This window comes from Streptomyces sp. NBC_00683, from assembly GCF_036226745.1.
GTDB lineage: Bacteria > Actinomycetota > Actinomycetes > Streptomycetales > Streptomycetaceae > Streptomyces.
The window spans coordinates 3,036,307-3,056,481 of sequence record NZ_CP109013.1; the positions used below are offsets into that span (position 1 = coordinate 3,036,307).

Genomic DNA, 20,175 nt, shown 5'->3' on the forward strand with positions numbered 1-20,175 from the left:
TACCTCCCGGTCGGTGCTGGCTCGCACGAGTCGAACACGACAAACCGGACCTCCGCCAGCGGGGCGACGCAAGGGTTTCCGTGCGCGGACAGTTCACCTCCGGACTACCCGCTTCTGCTAGATTGGACTTCGATTGGTCTATACCACATGACGCCACTCTCCAGATCGGCAGGCACAGCGTGGAAGTTGTCATCGTCCCGGACGCCAAGGCAGGCGGCAAACTCATCGCGGGTGCCATCGGCGCCCTGCTGAGCCGCAAGCCTGACGCCCTGCTCGGCGTTGCCACCGGCTCGACCCCGCTGCCCATTTACCAGGCCCTGGCGGCCAAGGTCCGCTCCGGCGCCGTGGACGCCTCGCGCGCCCGCATCTGCCAGCTCGACGAGTACGTCGGGCTGCCTGTCGGCCACCCCGAGTCGTACCGTTCCGTGGTGCTGCGCGAGGTCGTCGAACCGCTCGGCCTGTCCGAGGCGTCCTTCATGGGCCCGGACGGCTCCGCCGAGGACGTCCAGGCCGCCTGCGAGGCGTACGACAAGGCGCTCGCCGAGGCCGGCGGAGTCGACCTCCAGCTGCTCGGCATCGGCACCGACGGGCACATCGGCTTCAACGAGCCGTGTTCCTCGCTCGCCTCCCGCACCCGGATCAAGACCCTGACCGAGCAGACCCGCGTCGACAACGCGCGCTTCTTCGACAACGACATCGAACAGGTGCCGCGCCACGTCATCACCCAGGGCATCGGCACGATCCTGGAGTCGCGCCACCCGATCCTCCTGGCCACGGGCGAGGGCAAGGCCGACGCGGTCGCCCAGACCGTGGAGGGACCGGTCGCCTCGATCGTGCCGGCCTCCGCACTGCAGCTGCATCCGCGCGCCACGGTCGTCGTCGACGAGGCGGCGGCGTCCAAGCTGAAGCTCGCCGACTACTTCCGGGCCACGTATGCGGCGAAGCCCTCGTGGCAGGGCATCTGAGACACCCCGACGGAAGAGGGCCGGACACCCAGCGGGTGTCCGGCCCTCTCGCGTTCCGACAGGCCGCGTCCCGGTCGGCGGAACTCCGCCCGTCGACCGGGACCGCCCTCACACGTTCCGTACGCCCGTGACCGCCTCGGCCGCCGCGACCCCGCACACCCGTGCCGCACCGTGGGTGGCGATGTGCAGTGCCCCCCTCGGCGGCGCCTTCGGCAGGCCCATCTCGACCACGATGGTGTCGGGACGCGCCGCCACCAGGGCGTCGAGCGCCTCCCCCATCCAGGCATGGCGGTGCGCGTCACGGACGACCGCCACGATGCGCCGCTCCCCCGCCGCCTTGAGCACCTGGTTCGTGGCCGCCTGCGTCCCGTCGCCGTACGTGTCCGTCCCGGTCCCGGGCACCAACCGGGCCAGCTCCTCGGCGACGCCCCACGGGGTCTCGTCGCCGACCGCGATGTTGGCGACCGGGGTGAACGCGGCAACGTACGCGGGCCCGGTGAGCGGTTCGGCGCTGCCGGTGACCTTCACGGCGCGGCGGGCCGCGACGAGCCCGATGCCGCTGTCGGCTCCGGTGCCGGGCGCGGTCCCCTCCTGCATGTCCGCGCCCGGCTCCGAGGCAGCCCCCCTGGCCCGCTGCGTCCAGGACGCGAGAGCCCGTACCCGTGCGGCGGCGTCGGCCAGCCGCTCCTCGGGAAGTTCACCGCTCCGTACCGCCGCCACCAGGGCGTCGCGCAGCCGCAGCACGGTCTCCTCGTCGGCCAGCCCGCCTCCGACACAGATGGCGTCGGCGCCGGCGGCTATGGCGAGGACGGAGCCGCGCTCGATGCCGTACGTACCGGCGATGGCGTCCATCTCCATGCCGTCGGTGACGATCAGCCCCTCGTAGCCCAGCTCCTGGCGCAGCAGACCCGTGAGGATCTGGGGGCTCAGTGTCGCCGGGCGGTTCGGGTCGAGCGCGGGAAGCAGGATATGTGCACTCATCACTGATTTGGAACCCGCTGCGATGGCCGCCCTGAAAGGCACCAGCTCACGGGCGTGCAGCGTGTCCAGATCCACGTCGATGCGGGGCATCGCGTGGTGCGAGTCGACCGCCGTGTCGCCGTGCCCGGGGAAGTGCTTGGTGCAGGCGGCCACGCCGGCGGCCTGGAGGCCCTCGACGTACGCCGCGGTGTGCCGGGCGACCAGGGCGGTGTCGGCGCCGAAGGACCGGACGCCGATGACCGGATTGCTGGGATTGGAGTTGACGTCCGCGGACGGCGCCCAGTTGAGGTTGACGCCGCACTCGGCCAGCCGGCGCCCGAGCTCCCGGGCAACGGCCCGGGTCAGGTCCACGTCGTCGACGAAGCCGAGGGCGTTGTTGCCGGGGAAGGACGAGCCGTTGCGGACCTCGAGGCGGGTGACGTCGCCGCCCTCCTCGTCGATCGCGACGAGTACGTCGTCCCGCTCGGCCCGCAGCTGCGCGGTGAGCGCGGCAAGCTGTTCGGGCGATTCGATGTTCCGGCCGAACAGGCCGACGGAGGCCAGGCCTTCGCCGACCCTGCGCCGCAGCCAGTCGGGGGCGGTGGTGCCGGTGAACCCGGGCTGCAGCACGGCGAGGGCATCGCGCGTGACGGTGTCCGTGGTGGATACGAGGGTGGTCATCGCGCGCGTTATCCCTTCACTGCGCCGGACGTGAGCCCCGTGGCCATCTTCCCCTGAATGATCATGAAGAAGATGACCACCGGGATGGAGATGAGCGTGGAGGCCGCCATCAGCGCGCCGTAGTCCGTGCCCCGTTCGGTGGTGAAGGTCATCAGCCACACGTTGAGCGTGTACTTGGAGTTGTCGTTGATCAGGATGTACGCGAAGAGGTACTCGTTCCACGCGTTGACCAGCGCGAAGATGGACGCGGCCGCGAGCCCCGGGGCCAGCAGCGGGAAGATGACCCGGCGGAAGGCCCCCATGCGGGTACAGCCGTCCACCATCGCCGACTCCTCGAGCTCCACCGGGATGTTGATCACGAAGCCGCGGATCATGATGGTCGCGAACGGCAGCGTGGACACCAGGTAGACGACGATGAGTCCCCAGTACTCGTCGATGCCGCCCAGGGCGTTGAGCTGCAGGTAGATCGGGATCAGCATCGCGGTCGGCGGCAGCATCTGGACCAGGATCATGATCATCATCAGCGCCTTCCGCCCGAAGAAGCGGAAGCGTCCGATGGCGAGCGCGGCGAGCGTCGCGATGATCATGCCTCCGAGCACGGCGGTGACCGAGACGATCAGGCTCGACTGGATCGCGGTGGCGAAGTTGTCCTGCTTCACCGCGCGCGCGAAGTTGTCGAAGGTGAGGGAGGAGGGCCACAGGGTCTGGTCGTACGACCGGATCTCGTGGTTGGGGCGCAGGGAGCTGACGATCAGCCAGTAGACCGGGAAGGCCATGAGGCCGGCTGTGACCAGCGCCAGGATGTTGTAGCCGAGGCGGTTCTTCTTGCGGTCGGGCCGCAGGACCTGGGCAGGAGCGTTCGAGGGTGCGGAGGTGCTCATTCGACCTCTCCCGTCTTGATCAGCTGGCGCAGGTAGTACACGGCGACACCGGAGAGCATCAGGACGGTGATCAGAGCGATCGCACTGCCCTGGCTGAAGGAGGTGGACTCGAACGCCTTGGAGAAGGAGTAGAGGCCGAGGGTCTCGTAGTCCGGCTCCGGCTTGTTGCCGCGCAGCAGCCAGATCTGGCCGAAGACGTTGAAGTCCCAGATGACCGACAGGGTGGCGACCATCGTGAAGACCGGCCTGATGACGGGCCACGTCACGAAGCGGTAGACACCGAACGCGGAGGCTCCGTCGAGAGCTGCCGCCTCCTCCAGCTCCTTGGGGACCTGGGTGAGGGCCGCGTACATCGTGATGACGACGAACGGGATGGCGCCCCAGACGACCAGCAGCGTGATGATGCCGAAGCCCTGCCAGGGGTCGAGGAACCAGTTGTGGCCGAGCCAGCCCTCGTCGCCGGTGAGGTCGGCGAGCAGCGTGTTGATGAGGCCGTAGTCCGAGTCGGCGAGCCAGCGGAAGACGGACGCGGCGACCATCAGCGGCATGGACCAGGCGGCGATCAGTGCCACCGTCAGGACGAGCCGCACCCAGGTGGACAGGCGCAGCATCATCAGGGCGATCAGCAGGCCGATGCCCATGGTCAGGACGACACAGATGGTCATGAAGACGACGGTCCGGCCGGTGACCGACCAGAACTCGGGGTCCCCGAGGATGTTGGTGAACTGCTCGAAGCCGACCCACGGCGTCTCGCCGTTGCCCCACAGAGCCGCGCGCCCCAGGTCCTGGAAGGACATGATCACGGTCTTGATCAGCGGGTAGACGTAGACGGCGGCGATCGCCAGGATCGCCGGCAGGATCAGGAAGTAGGGGAGGAGCTCGCCCTTCTTCCGCCGCTTCTTCGGGCGCGGCCCGGCAGCATCCTGCTTGGAGGGTGAGGTCCCGATCTCCTCCGGGGCACTCGGTACGGATACCGGTGGACCGGCGGCCTGGGTGTCGGCAGCAGTCACGTGGCTGACCTTCCATCGGGATTCCGGGGGTGCGCACCCGGAAATCACGGCGTTCTCTACCTAAGAAAGAAAGGGGGCGGGGACCCGGTGTCGCGGGCCCCCGCCTGGAGAGCCGAAGGCTCAGGGACTACTTGTTGATCAGCTCGTTGATCTTGCCGTCGGCCTTCTTGGCGGCGTCGGCGACCGAGGCTCCCTTGAGGATCTCCAGGAGCATGTTCTCCAGGACCTCCTCCTTCTCGATCGAGGTCCAGCCCGGCGCGATCGGCGTGAACCAGGCGTCCGGCACCGCGTTGGCGACGGCGGCGGTCTCCGGCTTGGCCTTCAGCGGCTCGAGCTGCTTCTCGTTGTTCGGGAGGATGTTCTTGGAGGCGAGCACCTCCTGCGACTTCTCACTGGTGAAGAGGGAGATCCACTCCTGGCCCAGGTCGGTGACCTTCGACTTCGAGGTCACCGCGAGGTCGGAACCACCGATGAAGGACGGGAGCGCCTTGCCGTTCGGGCCGGGCATGCCGGCCGTCCCGATCTTGTCCTTGAGCTTCGGGTTGCCGTTGTTCGCACCGTCGACGACGGACCCGGCCTCCCAGCCGTTGCCGTACAGCAGGGCCGCCTTCTCGTTGGCCATGACGTTGGCGTGGTCCTGCTCGTCCTTCGTCTGGTCGGCCTTGTTGTACTTCTTGACCAGGTTGATGAAGTGCTCGATGCCCTTCTGGGACTCGGCGGAGGAAAGGTTGCCCTTCCACTCCTTCGCACCCTCGTCGTACTCGGCGATGGAGCCGCCGTACGCCGCGACGTAGGAGGCGGCCGCGTACCAGTAACGGCCCGGCAGGTAGAGGGACGAGAAGCGCTTGTCCTTCTTGCCGTACTCGGCCTGCACCTTGTCCAGGGCCGTGAACAGCTCGTCCTCGGTCTGCGGCAGCACGTCGCTGCCGGTGCCCTTCTTGAGCATGTCCTTGTTGTAAATGGCGACACGGGCGCCGGCGTAGTAAGGCACGCAGAACTGCTTGCCCTCAAAGGTGCAGGTGTCCTTCAGACCCTTGATCCAGGTGTCCGAGTTGTCGTACTTCTTGGGGTCGATCTCGGCGAGTGCGCCGTTCAGGATGTACTGCATCGTCTCGGTGTTGCCGAGCTCGACGACATCCGGGAACTTGTCGCCACCGAGGGCGGTGTCGAGCTTCTTGGCCTTGTCCGCCCACTGCTGGTACTGGACGTTGACCTTGACCTTGGGATACTTCGCCTTGAACTGGGCGTTGACATCCTTGACCAGCTCCGGCCAGGTGCTCTGCGCGTCGACCATGAGCCAGACCGTCAGGCTCTCGGTACGGTCCTTCGGGTCCTTCGAAGCGTTGTCGCCACTGTCCCCACCACACGCCGCGATACCGGTCATCATCGCTGCGACGCCTACTGCCGCTATGAGCTTGCGCTTCATGCCACACCCTCCTCAGGGATACCAGCAACCCCCCGCCCACCGCGGAAATGTACGACCAGTACTGCCTGTGGGTCTGGGACCTGGTCTTTAATGGTTTAGACCAGTACCGGGAGCTTGGCCTAGACCTTTAGGGGTGTCAAGGGTGTATAAGAAGTGCACTCGCGTCCGTTATAGGACCGACATCTAAGGGAGGGCGACGACCCGTGACCGGACCGTGCCACCATGTGAGCCGCGACAGACGGAGGAGCCGGTGACGGCAGCAACGCAGCAGTCGGGAAGGCGGGCCATGGGTGCCGACGGGGCCAGCAGTACGAGCGAGACCGGCGCGGGTACGCGAACGGCGCGCGTCCCGAAGTATTACCGGCTCAAGCGCCATCTCCTCGACATGACCGACACCTTGCCGCCCGGCACGCCGGTGCCGCCCGAACGGACCCTGGCGGCCGAGTTCGACACCTCGCGCACCACCGTGCGCCAGGCCCTGCAGGAACTGGTCGTCGAGGGCCGGCTGGAGCGCATCCAGGGCAAGGGCACGTTCGTCGCGAAGCCGAAGGTGTCCCAGGCGCTGCAGCTCACCTCGTACACCGAGGACATGCGCGCCCAGGGTCTGGAGCCCACGTCCCAACTGCTGGACATCGGTTACGTCACAGCGGACGACACGCTCGCCGGGCTGCTCGACATCACGGCGGGCGGACGGGTCCTGCGCATCGAACGGCTCCGGCTCGCGAGCGGTGAGCCCATGGCCATCGAGACCACCCACCTTTCGGCCAAACGCTTTCCCGCGCTGCGCCGTTCGCTGGTGAAGTACACCTCTCTCTACACGGCGCTGGCGGAGGTCTACGACGTCCGGCTCGCCGAGGCCGAGGAGACCATCGAGACCTCTCTCGCCACCCCGCGCGAGGCGGGACTGCTCGGTACGGACGTCGGCCTGCCGATGCTCATGCTGTCCCGGCATTCGATCGACGGGGACGGCGAGCCGGTGGAGTGGGTCCGCTCGGTGTACCGCGGCGACCGGTACAAGTTCGTGGCCCGTCTGAAGCGGCCCACCGACTGAGAAAAGCCCCGGAATACCGATATGACTGATCCCCCTGCCGGCGCAGGGGGATCAGTCATTTCGGGCGACGCAGGACCGTTGCAGGACCGCAATGCGGACGGGGGGTGACGGTGGCCGGAACCCTCGCCTAGATTTCGTGCGCATTGCAATCGGTGATCAGCGAGGGGACGGAGTCGCCACATGCCGGAAGATACGGTCGTGAAACGACCAACAGTGACACCCACAAGGGTGATTATCGCCCTCTGTCTTATCGCGCCGTTCGTGGCGATGCTCTGGGTGGGTTCGTACGCGAAGGTCGATCCGACCTTTATCGGCATCCCGTTCTTCTACTGGTACCAGATGCTCTGGGTGCTCATCTCGACCGCTCTCACGATGGTCGCGTACAAGCTGTGGCAGCGTGACCAGCGCTCCCGCAAGGGAGGTGCGTCAGCATGAAGGACGGCGTGAACGGCGTCGCACTCGCCGTATTCATCTTCTTCTTCCTGGCCGTCACGGTCATCGGATTCATGGCCTCGCGCTGGCGCAAGGCCGAGAACGAGGCGAGCCTCGACGAATGGGGCCTGGGCGGACGGTCGTTCGGCACCTGGGTCACCTGGTTCCTGCTCGGCGGTGACCTCTATACGGCGTACACCTTCGTCGCGGTCCCCGCGGCGATCTACGCGGCGGGCGCGGCCGGCTTCTTCGCCGTCCCGTACACGATCCTCGTCTACCCGCTGATCTTCACCTTCCTGCCGCGGCTCTGGTCGGTCTCGCACAAGCACGGCTACGTGACCACCTCGGACTTCGTCCGCGGACGCTTCGGCTCGAAGGGGCTGTCGCTGGCGGTCGCCGTCACCGGCATCCTCGCCACGATGCCGTACATCGCCCTCCAGCTCGTCGGCATCCAGGCCGTGCTGGACGTCATGGGCGTCGGCGGCGGTGAGACCACGCACTGGTTCATCAAGGACCTGCCGCTGCTGATCGCGTTCGCCGTACTCGCCGCGTACACCTACTCCTCGGGGCTCCGCGCGCCCGCGCTGATCGCTTTCGTCAAGGACGGTCTGATCTATCTGGTCATCGCGGTGGCCATCATCTACATCCCCATCAAGCTCGGCGGATTCGACGACATCTTCGCCAAGGCGGGCGAGGCGTTCTCGACCAAGAACGAAGCTGCGGGGAAGCCCGTCGCCGGCCTCGTCCCGGGCGAGATGGGCCAGTGGGGATACGCCACGCTGGCACTCGGTTCGGCGCTGGCGCTCTTCATGTACCCGCACTCCATCACGGCGACGCTCTCCAGCCGCAGCCGTGACGTGATCCGGCGCAACACCACGATCCTGCCGCTGTATTCGCTGATGCTCGGTCTGCTGGCCCTGCTCGGCTTCATGGCGATCGCCGCCGGAGTGAAGGTGGACAACGGCCAGCTGGCCATTCCGCAGCTGTTCGAGAACATGTTCCCCGACTGGTTCGCCGGTGTGGCCTTCGCCGCGATAGGGATCGGCGCACTGGTGCCCGCGGCGATCATGTCGATCGCCGCGGCGAACCTCTTCACCCGCAACATCTACAAGGACTTCATCAAGCCCGACGCGACCCCGGCCGAGGAGACCAGGGTCTCCAAGCTGGTCTCGCTCCTGGTCAAGGTCGGTGCGCTCGCCTTCGTCCTCACCATGGACAAGACGGTCGCGATCAACTTCCAGCTGCTCGGCGGGATCTGGATCCTCCAGACGATGCCGGCCCTGGTGGGCGGCCTGTTCACCCGGTGGTTCCACCGCTGGGCCCTGATCGCGGGCTGGGCGGTCGGCATGATCTACGGCACGGTCGCCGCGTACGGCGTCGCCAGCCCGACCCAGAAGCACTTCGGCGGGTCCTCGAAGGAGATCCCCGGCATCGGGGAGATCGGCTACATCGGTCTGACCGCGTTCGTGCTGAACGTCGTCGTGGTGATCGTGCTGACCTTCGTCCTGAACGCGCTGAAGGCACCGGCCGGGATCGACGAGACCTCCCCGTCCGACTACACGGCGGACGCGGGCGACCCGGGTGTCAAGGTGGAACTCCCGCCGGCCACCGTGGGCGCCCCGGGCGGCGGTCACTGACCCCGTCCCGGCGAGAGCCTGGTTCCGCAGCGGGCCGCCACGTCCCCCACGGGGGCGCGGCGGCCCGCTCCGTTCCCGTCCCGCCGCAAAGGAGTTCGACCCTCGCCTCCGCCTGCGGCAGACTCCCGCCCATGGACATCTCGATCAGGCCCGTCGGCCCCCAGGAGCACGAGGCACTGGCCGGCATCACCGCCGAGGCGTATCTCGCGGACGAGTTGCTGGACTTCGGCGCCGACGACCCCTATCTGGCCGAGCTGCGCGCGGTCGGGCGCCGGGCCGCCGAGGCGGAGGTGCTGGTCGCGGTGGGCGGTGACGGCACGCTGCTCGGCGGCGTGACCTACGCGGCACCCGGCAGCCCGTGGGCGGACATCGCCCGGGCGGACGAGGCCGAATTCCGGATGCTGGCCGTCTCCCGCGAAGCCCGTGGGCGCGGGGCGGGCGAGGCGCTCGTGCGGGCCTGTATCGACCGGGCACGGGCCACGGAGGGCGTCTCCGGTCTCGTCCTGTCGACGCAGCAGGCCATGCTCGGCGCCCATCGGATCTACCGGCGCCTGGGCTTCGTACGGACTCCGGACCGGGACTGGAAGCCCGTCGAGCACATCTCGCTCCTGACATTCCGTCTGGACCTCTGATCGAGCGCGACACAACATGTGGGGGCTGCACTGTCCGGCGGCCCCCACATGTATGCTCGTGCTCGCTGTCTCCGCAGGGGAATCCGGTGCGAATCCGGAACTGTCCCGCAACGGTGTGATCGGTGTGCTTCTGCGCACCCGGGAGTCCGAAGACCTGCCGACAGCGCGTCCGGCTCGACCGAACCGGACGCCAGACGTCCGGGCCTCGCGGAGGGCCGGTGGACGCCGTGAGCAGTGCTGCCCCGACCCGGGCATCGCCCTGCCCGGCTGCCCCCGCTCCCGCCGGCCCCGAGCCGAGCGAGGGATAGTCCCAGTGACCATCGCGCCAGCCGATCCGGTTTCAGCGGTCGATTCAGCCGAGTCCACGCACGCCACGCCCGACGGGCCCGGGACCGCACTGCTGCGGACCCTGACCGACCTCACCGTCGATCTGCCCGACACCGACCCCGGACGGGTCGCCGCCGCCGCGCTGCGCGGCCGCAACGCCCGGTCGGACGAGGCCGAGCTGCGCTCGCTGGCCACCGAGGCCGCCGCGGGTCTGATCTCCGAGGACCCCGCCTACTCCCGGCTCGCCGCACGGCTCCTCACCCGCACCATCGCCGACGAGGCCGCCGGCCAGGGCGCCGTCTCCTTCTCCGCCTCGGTCGCCGTCGGCCACCGCGAGGGCCTGATCGCGGACCGTACGGCCGAGTTCGTCACGCTGCACGCGGACGCCCTCGACGCGCTGGCCGGGCAGGCTGTCGCCGACGGGGCCGACGACCGCTTCGGCTACTTCGGGCTGCGGACGCTGTTCAGCCGCTACCTGCTGCGCCATCCGCTCACCCGCCAGGTCATCGAGACCCCTCAGCACTTCATGCTCCGGGTGGCCGCCGGCCTCGCCGAGGACACCTCCGAGCGCGCCCTGGACGAAGTCGCCTCGCTGTACGGGCTGATGAGCCGGCTCGACTACCTCCCTTCCTCGCCCACCCTGTTCAACTCCGGCACCCGGCACCCGCAGATGTCCTCCTGCTATCTGCTGGACTCCCCGCTGGACGAGCTCGACTCGATCTACGACCGCTACCACCAGGTGGCGCGGCTGTCCAAGCACGCGGGGGGCATCGGCCTCTCGTACTCCCGCATCCGCGCCCGGGGTTCGCTGATCCGTGGCACCAACGGGCACTCCAACGGCATCGTGCCGTTCCTGAAGACGCTCGACGCCTCGGTCGCCGCGGTCAACCAGGGGGGCCGCCGCAAGGGTGCCGCCGCCGTCTACCTGGAGACCTGGCACGCGGACATCGAGGAGTTCCTGGAACTGCGCGACAACACGGGCGAGGACCAGCGACGCACGCACAACCTGAATCTGGCGCACTGGATCCCCGACGAGTTCATGCGGCGCGTCGACGCGGACACCGAGTGGTCGCTGTTCTCCCCGGCCGACACCCCCGAGCTGGTCGACCTGTGGGGCGACGAGTTCGATGCCGCATACCGTGCGGCGGAGGCCAAGGGCCTGGCCCGCAGGACGATGCCCGCCCGTGAGCTGTACGGCCGGATGATGCGGACGCTCGCCCAGACCGGTCAGGGCTGGATGACGTTCAAGGACGCCTCCAACCGGACCGCGAACCAGACCGCTGAGCCGGGCAGGGTCGTGCACTCGTCGAACCTGTGCACGGAGATCCTCGAGGTCACCGACGACGGCGAGACGGCCGTCTGCAACCTGGGTTCGGTCAACCTCGGCGCGTTCGTCGTCGGCGGGGAGATGGACTGGGAGCGGCTGGACGCCACGGTCCGCACCGCCGTGACCTTCCTCGACCGCGTGGTGGACATCAACTTCTACCCGACCGAGCAGGCCGGCCGGTCCAACGCCCGCTGGCGCCCGGTGGGCCTGGGCGCGATGGGCCTGCAGGACGTCTTCTTCCAGCTGCGGCTGCCCTTCGACTCGCCCGAGGCCCGCGCGCTCTCCACGAGGATCTCCGAGCGGATCATGCTGGCCGCGTACGAGGCGTCGTGCGACCTCGCGGAGCGTTCGGGCCCGCTGCCCGCCTGGTCCGAGACGCGCGCGGCCCGCGGTGTGCTGCACCCCGACCACTACGACACCGAGCTGAACTGGCCGGAGCGCTGGGACGCGCTGCGTGCCCGGGTCGCGAAGACCGGGATGCGCAACTCGCTGCTGCTGGCCATCGCGCCGACGGCGACGATCGCCTCGATCGCCGGTGTGTACGAGTGCATCGAGCCGCAGGTCTCCAACCTCTTCAAGCGCGAGACGCTCAGCGGTGAGTTCCTCCAGGTCAACGCGTACCTGGTGGACGAGCTGAAGAAGCTCGGCGTGTGGGACGCGCGGACCCGGGAGGCGCTGCGCGAGGCGAGCGGCTCGGTGCAGGGCTTCGCCTGGATCCCCGAGGACGTGCGTGCGCTGTACCGCACGGCGTGGGAGATCCCGCAGCGCGGTCTGATCGACATGGCGGCGGCCCGTACGCCGTTCCTCGACCAGAGCCAGTCGCTGAACCTGTTCCTGGAGACGCCGACGATCGGCAAGCTCTCCTCGATGTACGCGTACGCCTGGAAGCAGGGGCTGAAGACGACGTACTACCTGCGCTCGCGTCCGGCGACCCGGATCGCCCGTGCGGCATCCGGGACGGCCGCTGCCGCCGCGCCCATTCCCGTACAGCAGGCTTCGGCGCCCGACGCGGACGCCATCGCCTGCTCGCTCGAAAACCCCGAGTCCTGCGAGGCCTGCCAGTAATGAGTTCCGACACCACCAAGAACCTGCTCGACCCGGGCTTCGAGCTGACGCTGCGCCCCATGCGCTACCCGGACTTCTACGAGCGCTACCGGGACGCGATCAAGAACACCTGGACGGTGGAGGAGGTCGACCTCCACTCCGACGTCTCCGACCTGGCCAAGCTCTCCCCCGGCGAGCAGCACATGATCGGCCGGCTCGTCGCGTTCTTCGCGACCGGTGACTCGATCGTCTCCAACAACCTGGTGCTGACGCTGTACAAGCACATCAACTCCCCGGAGGCGCGGCTGTACCTGTCGCGTCAGCTGTTCGAGGAGGCGGTGCACGTCCAGTTCTATCTGACGCTGCTCGACACCTATCTGCCCGATCCGGATGACCGTGCGGCAGCGTTCGACGCGGTCGAGGAGATCCCCTCCATCCGCGAGAAGGCCCAGTTCTGCTTCAAGTGGATCAACGAGGTCGAGAAGCTCGACCGCCTGGAGACGCAGGCCGACCGCCGCCGCTTCCTGCTGAACCTGATCTGCTTCGCTGCGTGCATCGAGGGTCTGTTCTTCTACGGCGCCTTCGCGTACGTGTACTGGTTCCGCTCGCGCGGCCTGCTGCACGGCCTGGCCACGGGAACCAACTGGGTGTTCCGTGACGAGACCATGCACATGAACTTCGCGTTCGAGGTCGTGGACACCGTCCGCAAGGAGGAGCCGGAGCTCTTCGACGACGCCCTCCAGCAGCAGGTCACCGACATGCTGAAGGAGGCGGTCGAGGCGGAGCTGCAGTTCGGCCGCGATCTGTGCGGCGAGGGCCTGCCCGGCATGAACACGGAGTCGATGCGCCAGTACCTGGAGTGTGTCGCCGACCAGCGGCTCACCCGGCTCGGCTTCCCGCCGCTCTACGGCTCCGAGAACCCCTTCTCGTTCATGGAGCTGCAGGGGGTCCAGGAGCTGACGAACTTCTTCGAGCGCCGGCCCTCCGCGTACCAGGTGGCGGTGGAGGGCTCGGTCGGCTTCGACGACGACTTCTAGGGTTCGGCGAAAGACCTCAGGTCCTCGCCCAACTTCCGGCGAACGGGCGCCGCGTGGCCGTGACCGGCTGCGCGGCGCCCGCCGTTTCCGGGGGCTGCGCGGACCGCTGCCGTTCCGCGTCCCGCAGCTCGCGGTCGATCCGGCGCTCCCGTGCGAGCCCGGCGAGCGCGGGCAGCAGGACGAAGGCGAAGAGTGCGGCTGTGGCCAGGTAGCTCAGGAATGTGTTCATGGCTCCACTGTCGTCCGTGCGAGCGGATTCGGTCAGTGGCAGGACTGTCATAGAGCATCGAATTACTGCCACACTGTCGTCATGCTGAAGAATGTCGCCGCTCTGCTGCTCGACGAGGTCCACCCCTTCGAACTCGGCGTGCTGTGCGAGGTGTTCGGACTCGACCGCTCCGACGAGGGGCTGCCGGTCCACGACTTCGCGGTCGTCTCCGCCGAGGGCCCGGTCCTGCGGACGCACGCCGGGTTCACCATCAGCACGCCGTACGGGCTGGACCGGCTGGAGGAGGCCGATCTCATCGCCGTACCGGCGGGCAGCCACTTCATGGAGCGGGAGTACCCGGACGAGGTCCTGGACGCCCTGCGCCGGGCCGTGGAGCGGGGAGCGAGGGTGCTGAGCGTCTGCTCGGGGGCGTACGTCCTCGGCGCGGCCGGGCTGCTGGACGGCCGCCGCTGCACCACCCACTGGCGCCACGCGGCCGAGCTGGCCCGCCGCTACCCGAAGGCGATCGTGGAACCGGACGTGCTCTACGTGGACGAGGGCCCGGTCATCTCGTCGGCGGGCACGGCGGCGGGGATCGACGCCTGCCTGCATCTGGTCCGCCAGGCGCACGGTCCGGCCGTCGCCAACGCCATCGCCCGCCGCATGGTGGTGCCGCCGCACCGGGACGGCGGCCAGGCCCAGTACATCAAGCGCCCGCTGCCCCGCACCCGGTGCGACACGGTCGGGGACACCCTCGCCTGGATGGAGGCCCATCTCGACCAGGAGATGACCGTCGAGCAGCTGGCCGCCCAGTCGCACATGTCGCCCCGCACCTTCGCGCGCCGCTTCCAGCAGGAGACGGGCACCACCCCGTACCGCTGGCTGCTGCGGCAGCGCGTGCTGCTGGCGCAGCACCTGCTGGAGACCTCGGACGAGACCATGGACACGATCGCCGGGCGGACCGGTTTCGGGAACGCGGCGGCACTGCGCCATCAGTTCGTCCGCTCGCTGGGGACGACGCCGAACGCCTACCGCCGCACGTTCCGGGGTCCCGTCTCCATGACCGACGCGGCCTGAGCCGCGAACGGCGGTGCCCCGCCCGGGAGATCGATCGGTCCCGGACGGGGCACGGCAGCGGTGCGTGTGCGGTCAGATGCCGCACTGGGAGGCCGACCAGAAGTGGCTCGGCCCCTGGTTCACGTGGATGTGGTCGCCGTGGTCCGGGTAGCCCGGGCCGAGGATCCCGTTGAACCCGTGGTTGCGGGCCTGCTGGGCGATGGTGCACAGCGAGTGCGCTCCGGACCCCAGGTCGACCGCGTCACCGTACAGATGGCGGCTGTTGGACGCCCCGCCCGCCGCGGCGTTGCAGGAGGTGGAACGGAATCCGCTGGTGACACGGATGGGCTGGTCACCGAGTGCGTGCCGGAGCGCCTCCAGCTTCCACATCGAGCTCAGCGCATTGGCCTTGGCCGTTCCCGCGGCCACCGCGCCGCCGGCCCAGGTGCTGTTGCAGTTGTTGAGCTCGGGATAGGTGAAGTGGATCGGGGTGCAGTCGTCGTCCTGGAGCGAGTAGAGCTTGGACTGCGTGGCCGGTCCCGCGATGCCGTCCGCGGCGAGCCCGTAGGCCGACTGGAAGCGCTTGACGGCGGCCGCGGTCGCGGGTCCGAACGAGCCGTCGATGGCCAGCACGGAGTTGTACCCCGGATAGCCGGCCACCCGGATCTGGAGCTGGGTGACGTCTGCGCCCGAAGCTCCGGACGACAGCGTGCGGGTCCAGGTGTAGCAGCCGTCGGCCTGCGCGGGGCCCGCGGTGACGACGGCGCCACCCACGGCAAAAGCCATGGTCATGACAAAGCCGAGCAACAGATGTGCGGTACGTCTGAGCATGGGGGTCTCCCTACCACGGTGAGGTGTAGGGGTGAGCCTGTCGGACGAGTCGACGCGCGTCAACTACCCCATGGGAAACACTGGTTGGCGGTTGAATACCATCTGCCGGGGCAACAGGAAGGCCCTGCTGCCGGCTCACCGGCAGCAGGGCCATGTCCTCGGGGGACGGCTCAGCCGTTCGCGACGACCTCGTAGCGCGGCGTGCCCTCGTCCATCTGTCGAAGCGCGTCCTTGCGGTCCCGCTTCGAGAGCCGGTCGATGTACAGGTACCCGTACAGGTGGTCCGTCTCGTGCTGGAGGCAGCGCGCGAAGTACCCGTTGCCCCGTACCTTCACCGCGTTGCCCTTGGCGTCCTGGCCGCGCACCACCGCGTAGTCCGGGCGGGCCAGTGCGGCGTACGCCGTCGGGACCGAGAGGCAGCCCTCGTTGGAGTCGTCGAGGATGCGCTCCTCCGGCGCCAGCTCCTCGAGCACCGGGTTGCAGATCGCGCCGACGTGCCGCACACCGTCGTCGTCCGGGCAGTCGTAGACGAAGACCTTGAGGTCCACACCGATCTGGTTGGCGGCCAGGCCCACGCCCTCGGCCGTCCGCTGGCTGGCGAACATGTCGTCGATCAGCTGTGCGAGCTCGTCACCGAACTCCGTGACGTCTCTGCACTCCTTGTGCAGCACCGGGTTGCCCACGACCGTGATCGGGCGGGAGGTGCCGCGCTCGCGGTACGCCGCCTCGCGCGCCTCACAGTCCTCGGTGTCCACGAGGAATCCCTCATCGTCCACGCCGACCTGCTCGTCCGTCTCCTGCTGCGACATGTCCGCCGTACGCCTTCCTGCAAACCTGAAACCAGTGAGAACCGCACCGGAATCGGTGCCCGTACAGCCTACGGGCACCGGTCAGCAGACTTCTTCCAGATCGCGCCACTCACGGCTGTCCGGACTGTCCGCGACCCAGCTGTCCAGCAGCCCGCGCACGAGCCCGGCCGGCGCCGCTATGCCGCATTCACGCTCCGGAACCCAGAGGTCGCCCGCGGTGCGGTGGCCCAGCGGGCCCGGGTGGCCCGGTTCGCTGTGGTCGTGCGGGTCCAGGTGCTCCCCGTCGCCCTCGTCGCTCTCCATCGGGCTCTCCGAACAGGCCCGGCACAGGAGCCGCACGGAGGACGACCAGTCCTCCGCCGCGAACCCGGCGTCGGACGCAAGCTGCTCCAGCGCGTCCCGGTCGGCCTCCTCGGCGGCTTCCAGGAGCACCACCCAGGTGGGTACGGGAGAGGGCGCCCACAGCTCGATCTCGTCGAACACGGGGTAGGACGGGCCTGCCGCCGTGATCCGCTCGCCGTTCGGCACCCCGTCGTGCAGGACGACCTCGCCCCAGCGCCGGCCGGAGGACGGCAGAGGGATCGACAGCACTTCCATCCGCGCGGGGTCGAGCCTGCGGCCCCAGACGACCTCGGCCTCGCCCTCGGGCGACAGCCGTACCGCAGCGCTGCCCAGCTCCATGCCCGTCGGCTCGCTGTTGGCCGCCGCGTTGTACTGGCCGCTGCCCGGCACCTTGAGGCCGTACGCCTGCCAGGCCCGGCGGGCCAGGGGCCAGTCCTGCAGCGCGGTGGCCGCGATCCCGACGTTCCACCAGTCGGGGGCGCCGGACTCCCTGTCGAGCAGGGCGACGGCGCGCAGGCCCGCGGCCCTGGCCTGTTCCCAGTCGTGCCTGAACTTGTGCAGCAGCGCCAGATTGAACCAGGACTCCGAGAGCCAGGGCTCCAGATCCGCCGCGCGCGTCAGCAGCGCCCCCGCGTCCTCGTACCGGCCGTCGCCGATCAGCGTGAACGCGCGGTCCGTGGCCTGCCGCCAAGAGGCGGATGGCCGATGCCGTACCTTCCCGAAGATCCTCACGATTCCCGCCTGTCCCGACTGGGCACCCTCGTTTTCCGCTCTCCTTCGCATCCAACCATGCCCGGGTGGACGCTCGCTCATTACCCATGGGTTACCCAGACCGGACCGGGGTCAGACCGCCTCGCGCCAGGACTCTGGCCAGCGCTTCGACCACCTGCGGCTGGTAGTCCCGGCCGGTGCCGAGCCTGAGCTGCTCCAGCGCCCCCAGGGGGCCACTGACGCCTTCCCCGCACAGGTCGTCGTACGCATTGACCGCACGGACGATCCTGGCGGTGATCGGCTGTTCCCGGTACGGATCGGCCTGCTGCTCCACGACCACCGCCACCTCGGTGTCCACCCCGGTCTGCCGGACCACCGCGCCGCCGAGCAGCGCGATCCGCCGCTGCTCGGCCGGCGGCAGCCCCGCGGTCGCGCCGTCGGGCACCGGATCGACGAGCGAGAGCTGGCCGATGTCGTGCATCAGCGCCGCGTACTCCAGGACGGTCAGCTCGGGGCCGGTCAGGCCGAGCTCCCTCCCCACGGCGGTGGAGAGCTCGGCGACCCTGCGGGCATGGCCGTGCTGGGTGTATCCGGCGATCTCCGTCGACCGGGCCAGCGAGGTGATCGTCTGGCGGTAGGTCGTGCGGACGGCGGCGTAACGGCGGAAGGACACCTGGGTGAGCAGCAGCGGGACACACAGGACGGGCAGCGCCCAGAGCCCGCCGGCGGCGACCCCGAGCGCCATGACGGCACCGGTCGCACAGACGGCCGAGCCGATGCCGCTGAGGGCGCGGAGCTCGTCACGCAGAAGGGGCCCGAACGGGTACCGGGTGCGGGAGTGCAGCAGCAGGGCGGCGAGGACGGCGTCGCACAGGGCGGTGAGGACCAGCAGCAGGAGCAGGAAGAGGGCGAAGTACGGTCCTTCGCCGAACCAGAGCGCGGCCCGCCCCGAGTTGAAGAGCGGCTGGAAACACACCGCGGCGAAGGCGACAGCCAGGATGCGGCGGGCGACCCGGTCGGGTCCCGGTCCGCTGCCGCGCGCCAGCTGGGGCACGGAAGCGAGCAGCTGCGCCGCGGCGACGACGGTGATCACCTGGAGGACGCCGTGCGCGCTGGGCTCCCCGGCACTGCGTCCGAGCAGCGCGTACGCGAGCGCTCCGGCCGCCCCGAGCGGCGCGGGCTCCCGCTCGCCGGGCAGGGAGCCCCAGCGCGCCAGCTCGCCCACGGTGACGAGGACCCCGAAGGCGAGCGCGTGGCCGGGTTCGACGACGCCGTTCCACAGGGTGTGGCCGAGCGCGACGACGACGAGGGCCAGGGCGGCACCGCGGACGGCGAGGACGGCCGGTGGCAGCGAGGGGCGGCCGATCGGGCTCACCGGAGCCGTCCGTGCCGGTCCGCGGTGCCGGCGGCGGACGCCGGCTTCCCCGACCGCTGTCGGGGCACCCCGAACGTCTCCTCGTCCGAGGTGACCGCGCCGGCCGCCGAGGACCAGCCGTGCCGGTCCAGGGCCCGCGCGAGCGCCCGCACCATCCGCGGGTCGAACTGGCTGCCCGCGCAGCGCTCCAGCTCCTCCACCGCCGCCGGGACGGGGCGTCCACGCCGGTAGGAGCGGGTCGAAGTCATCGCGTCGAAGGCGTCGGCGACGGCCACGACCCGGGCGAACTCGGGGATCTTGTCGCCGGTGAGGCCGTACGGATAGCCGCTGCCGTCGAGCCGTTCGTGGTGGTGGAGGATCGCGGCGCGCGCCTCGTCGAGGAAGCCGATGCCCCGGACGATCTCGTGCCCGTACTCCGGATGCAGCTCGATGACCCGGCGCTCCTCGGGGGTCAGCGGTCCTTCCTTGCGCAGCACCCGCGTCGGGACGCCCAGCTTGCCGACGTCGTGCAGGATCCCGGCGAAGCGGAGCGCCTCCATGCGCTGCTCGTCCATGCCGAGCTCGACGGCGATCAGCTCGGAGGCCCGGCCCACCCGCTCGCTGTGCCCGCGGGTGTACTTGTCCTTGATGTCGACGGCCTGGACCAGCGCCCGGATGGTGGCGCGGTGGGCGGCGTGCTGGCGGTGGTACTGGGCGAACACCCAGCAGGAGATGTACATCGGCAGCAGGACGACGAGGGCGGACACCGGCCCGTACGAGCTGCGCCACAGGACGGCCATCATCAGCCCGGCCAGCGCGTGCACCAGATGCGGCCCCAGCGAGCTCGCCGGCAGTCCGCGCCAGGCGTGCCGCAGCGGCACGCGCTCGGCCGTGACGAGGATGCCTCCGTCCAGGGCGGCCAGGACGAGGCTGAAGACGAGCGCCGAGGCGCAGGCGGGAAACAGGGCATACGGGAGGTCGGGCACCGCACCGCCGCCGGGGCCGCCGAGCGTGGCCGGGCCACCGAGCGCGGTGTGGGCCGACGAGGCCGCCCACACCGCGAGGGACAGCTGTGCGGCCCGCCAGACGCGGCGGGCGGTCGCCGGCGGCTGTTCGACCCGGCCGGCCAGTGATCCGGGTATCGCGACCATGACGGCGGCAGCGGGCGGCAGCAGGAAGGCCGCGGCGAGCAGCAGGGGGAAGAACGATCCGGCGGTGACCGGGACGGAGCTGCCGAAGAAGGGGCAGCGCCCGGGCAGCTCACAGACCAGGTAGAGCGCCGTGAGAAGGGCGAGAGTGCCCCAGGGGGTGCCCGCCCCGGGGGACAGCGCCGGCAGGGCGCAGACAAAGGAGCAGATCAGCGCGGCCAGAATGTATGCGCGCGCCGCCCCCGGTGTGCTCCTCACCCGTACCGCCCGCCCCCAGCCTGGTCGATGAAGGCGCCAGGCTAGCGA

The 20,175-nt window shown here is 69.5% G+C and carries 18 protein-coding genes and 1 riboswitch; of the genes, 8 read left to right on the top strand and 10 right to left on the bottom strand.

From position 1 onward, the window contains the following. Nucleotides 1-179 precede the first annotated feature (179 nt). A complete protein-coding gene (gene nagB / locus OG257_RS13265; protein WP_329207535.1) occupies nucleotides 180-965 on the top strand; it encodes a glucosamine-6-phosphate deaminase in 786 nt (261 codons plus the stop codon). 108 nt (nucleotides 966-1,073) lie between these two features. On the opposite strand, the gene OG257_RS13270 is transcribed toward nagB, so the two are convergent. The 4 genes from OG257_RS13270 to OG257_RS13285 all read right to left on the bottom strand — a co-directional run bounded on the left by OG257_RS13270 (nucleotide 1,074) and on the right by OG257_RS13285 (nucleotide 5,923). Next, nucleotides 1,074-2,606, bottom strand: a complete 1,533-nt coding sequence (locus OG257_RS13270) for a glycoside hydrolase family 3 protein (protein ID WP_329207537.1) — start codon at nucleotides 2,604-2,606, stop codon at nucleotides 1,074-1,076. Between the two features lie 8 nt (nucleotides 2,607-2,614). Then, nucleotides 2,615-3,487: a carbohydrate ABC transporter permease gene (locus tag OG257_RS13275; RefSeq protein ID WP_329207539.1), complete on the bottom strand. Its 873-nt coding sequence runs from the start codon at nucleotides 3,485-3,487 to the stop codon at nucleotides 2,615-2,617. Then, entirely contained in the window at nucleotides 3,484-4,497 is a 1,014-nt protein-coding gene (locus tag OG257_RS13280; protein WP_329207541.1) for a carbohydrate ABC transporter permease, read from the bottom strand. The genes OG257_RS13275 and OG257_RS13280 overlap by 4 nt, the downstream gene beginning before the upstream one ends. 127 nt (nucleotides 4,498-4,624) lie before the next feature. Then, nucleotides 4,625-5,923: a sugar ABC transporter substrate-binding protein gene (locus tag OG257_RS13285; RefSeq protein WP_329207542.1), complete on the bottom strand. Its 1,299-nt coding sequence runs from the start codon at nucleotides 5,921-5,923 to the stop codon at nucleotides 4,625-4,627. A 286-nt stretch (nucleotides 5,924-6,209) separates the two neighbouring features. Between OG257_RS13285 and OG257_RS13290 the strand changes: the two genes are divergently transcribed. The 6 genes from OG257_RS13290 to OG257_RS13315 all read left to right on the top strand — a co-directional run bounded on the left by OG257_RS13290 (nucleotide 6,210) and on the right by OG257_RS13315 (nucleotide 13,410). Next, on the top strand, nucleotides 6,210-6,974 hold the full coding sequence (locus tag OG257_RS13290; protein ID WP_329215064.1) for a GntR family transcriptional regulator: 765 nt from the start codon (nucleotides 6,210-6,212) through the stop codon (nucleotides 6,972-6,974). Nucleotides 6,975-7,154: 180 nt separating this feature from the next. Further along, complete coding sequence (locus tag OG257_RS13295) at nucleotides 7,155-7,409, top strand: DUF3311 domain-containing protein (RefSeq protein WP_329207543.1); 255 nt, start codon at nucleotides 7,155-7,157, stop codon at nucleotides 7,407-7,409. Then, complete coding sequence (gene mctP / locus OG257_RS13300) at nucleotides 7,406-9,043, top strand: monocarboxylate uptake permease MctP (protein WP_329207545.1); 1,638 nt, start codon at nucleotides 7,406-7,408, stop codon at nucleotides 9,041-9,043. Before OG257_RS13295 ends, mctP begins: the two co-directional genes overlap by 4 nt. Nucleotides 9,044-9,174: 131 nt before the next feature. After that, nucleotides 9,175-9,675: a GNAT family N-acetyltransferase gene (locus OG257_RS13305; protein WP_329207546.1), complete on the top strand. Its 501-nt coding sequence runs from the start codon at nucleotides 9,175-9,177 to the stop codon at nucleotides 9,673-9,675. Between the two features lie 48 nt (nucleotides 9,676-9,723). Beyond that, a riboswitch (cobalamin riboswitch) is annotated at nucleotides 9,724-9,851 on the top strand. Nucleotides 9,852-9,988: 137 nt separating this feature from the next. Continuing rightward, nucleotides 9,989-12,394: a ribonucleoside-diphosphate reductase subunit alpha gene (locus OG257_RS13310; protein WP_329207548.1), complete on the top strand. Its 2,406-nt coding sequence runs from the start codon at nucleotides 9,989-9,991 to the stop codon at nucleotides 12,392-12,394. After that, a complete protein-coding gene (locus OG257_RS13315; RefSeq protein WP_329207549.1) occupies nucleotides 12,394-13,410 on the top strand; it encodes a ribonucleotide-diphosphate reductase subunit beta in 1,017 nt (338 codons plus the stop codon). Before OG257_RS13310 ends, OG257_RS13315 begins: the two co-directional genes overlap by 1 nt. A 16-nt stretch (nucleotides 13,411-13,426) precedes the next feature. On the opposite strand, the gene OG257_RS13320 is transcribed toward OG257_RS13315, so the two are convergent. Further along, a complete protein-coding gene (locus tag OG257_RS13320; protein WP_329207550.1) occupies nucleotides 13,427-13,639 on the bottom strand; it encodes a hypothetical protein in 213 nt (70 codons plus the stop codon). Between the two features lie 81 nt (nucleotides 13,640-13,720). Between OG257_RS13320 and OG257_RS13325 the strand changes: the two genes are divergently transcribed. Further along, nucleotides 13,721-14,695, top strand: a complete 975-nt coding sequence (locus OG257_RS13325) for a GlxA family transcriptional regulator (RefSeq protein ID WP_329207552.1) — start codon at nucleotides 13,721-13,723, stop codon at nucleotides 14,693-14,695. Between the two features lie 72 nt (nucleotides 14,696-14,767). On the opposite strand, the gene OG257_RS13330 is transcribed toward OG257_RS13325, so the two are convergent. The 5 genes from OG257_RS13330 to OG257_RS13350 all read right to left on the bottom strand — a co-directional run bounded on the left by OG257_RS13330 (nucleotide 14,768) and on the right by OG257_RS13350 (nucleotide 20,127). Further along, nucleotides 14,768-15,505 (bottom strand): D-Ala-D-Ala carboxypeptidase family metallohydrolase, encoded by a 738-nt coding sequence (locus OG257_RS13330; RefSeq protein ID WP_329207554.1) that lies wholly within the window; start codon nucleotides 15,503-15,505, stop codon nucleotides 14,768-14,770. 170 nt (nucleotides 15,506-15,675) lie between these two features. Then, nucleotides 15,676-16,314: a peptide deformylase gene (gene def, locus OG257_RS13335; RefSeq protein ID WP_329207555.1), complete on the bottom strand. Its 639-nt coding sequence runs from the start codon at nucleotides 16,312-16,314 to the stop codon at nucleotides 15,676-15,678. Nucleotides 16,315-16,395: 81 nt separating this feature from the next. Beyond that, nucleotides 16,396-17,388: a tetratricopeptide repeat protein gene (locus tag OG257_RS13340; RefSeq protein ID WP_329207556.1), complete on the bottom strand. Its 993-nt coding sequence runs from the start codon at nucleotides 17,386-17,388 to the stop codon at nucleotides 16,396-16,398. Between the two features lie 91 nt (nucleotides 17,389-17,479). Then, entirely contained in the window at nucleotides 17,480-18,742 is a 1,263-nt protein-coding gene (locus OG257_RS13345) for an HD-GYP domain-containing protein (RefSeq protein ID WP_329207558.1), read from the bottom strand. After that, nucleotides 18,739-20,127, bottom strand: coding sequence for an HD-GYP domain-containing protein (locus OG257_RS13350; protein WP_329207560.1), 1,389 nt, complete (start codon nucleotides 20,125-20,127; stop codon nucleotides 18,739-18,741). Before OG257_RS13350 ends, OG257_RS13345 begins: the two co-directional genes overlap by 4 nt. Between the last annotated feature and the right edge of the window lie 48 nt (nucleotides 20,128-20,175).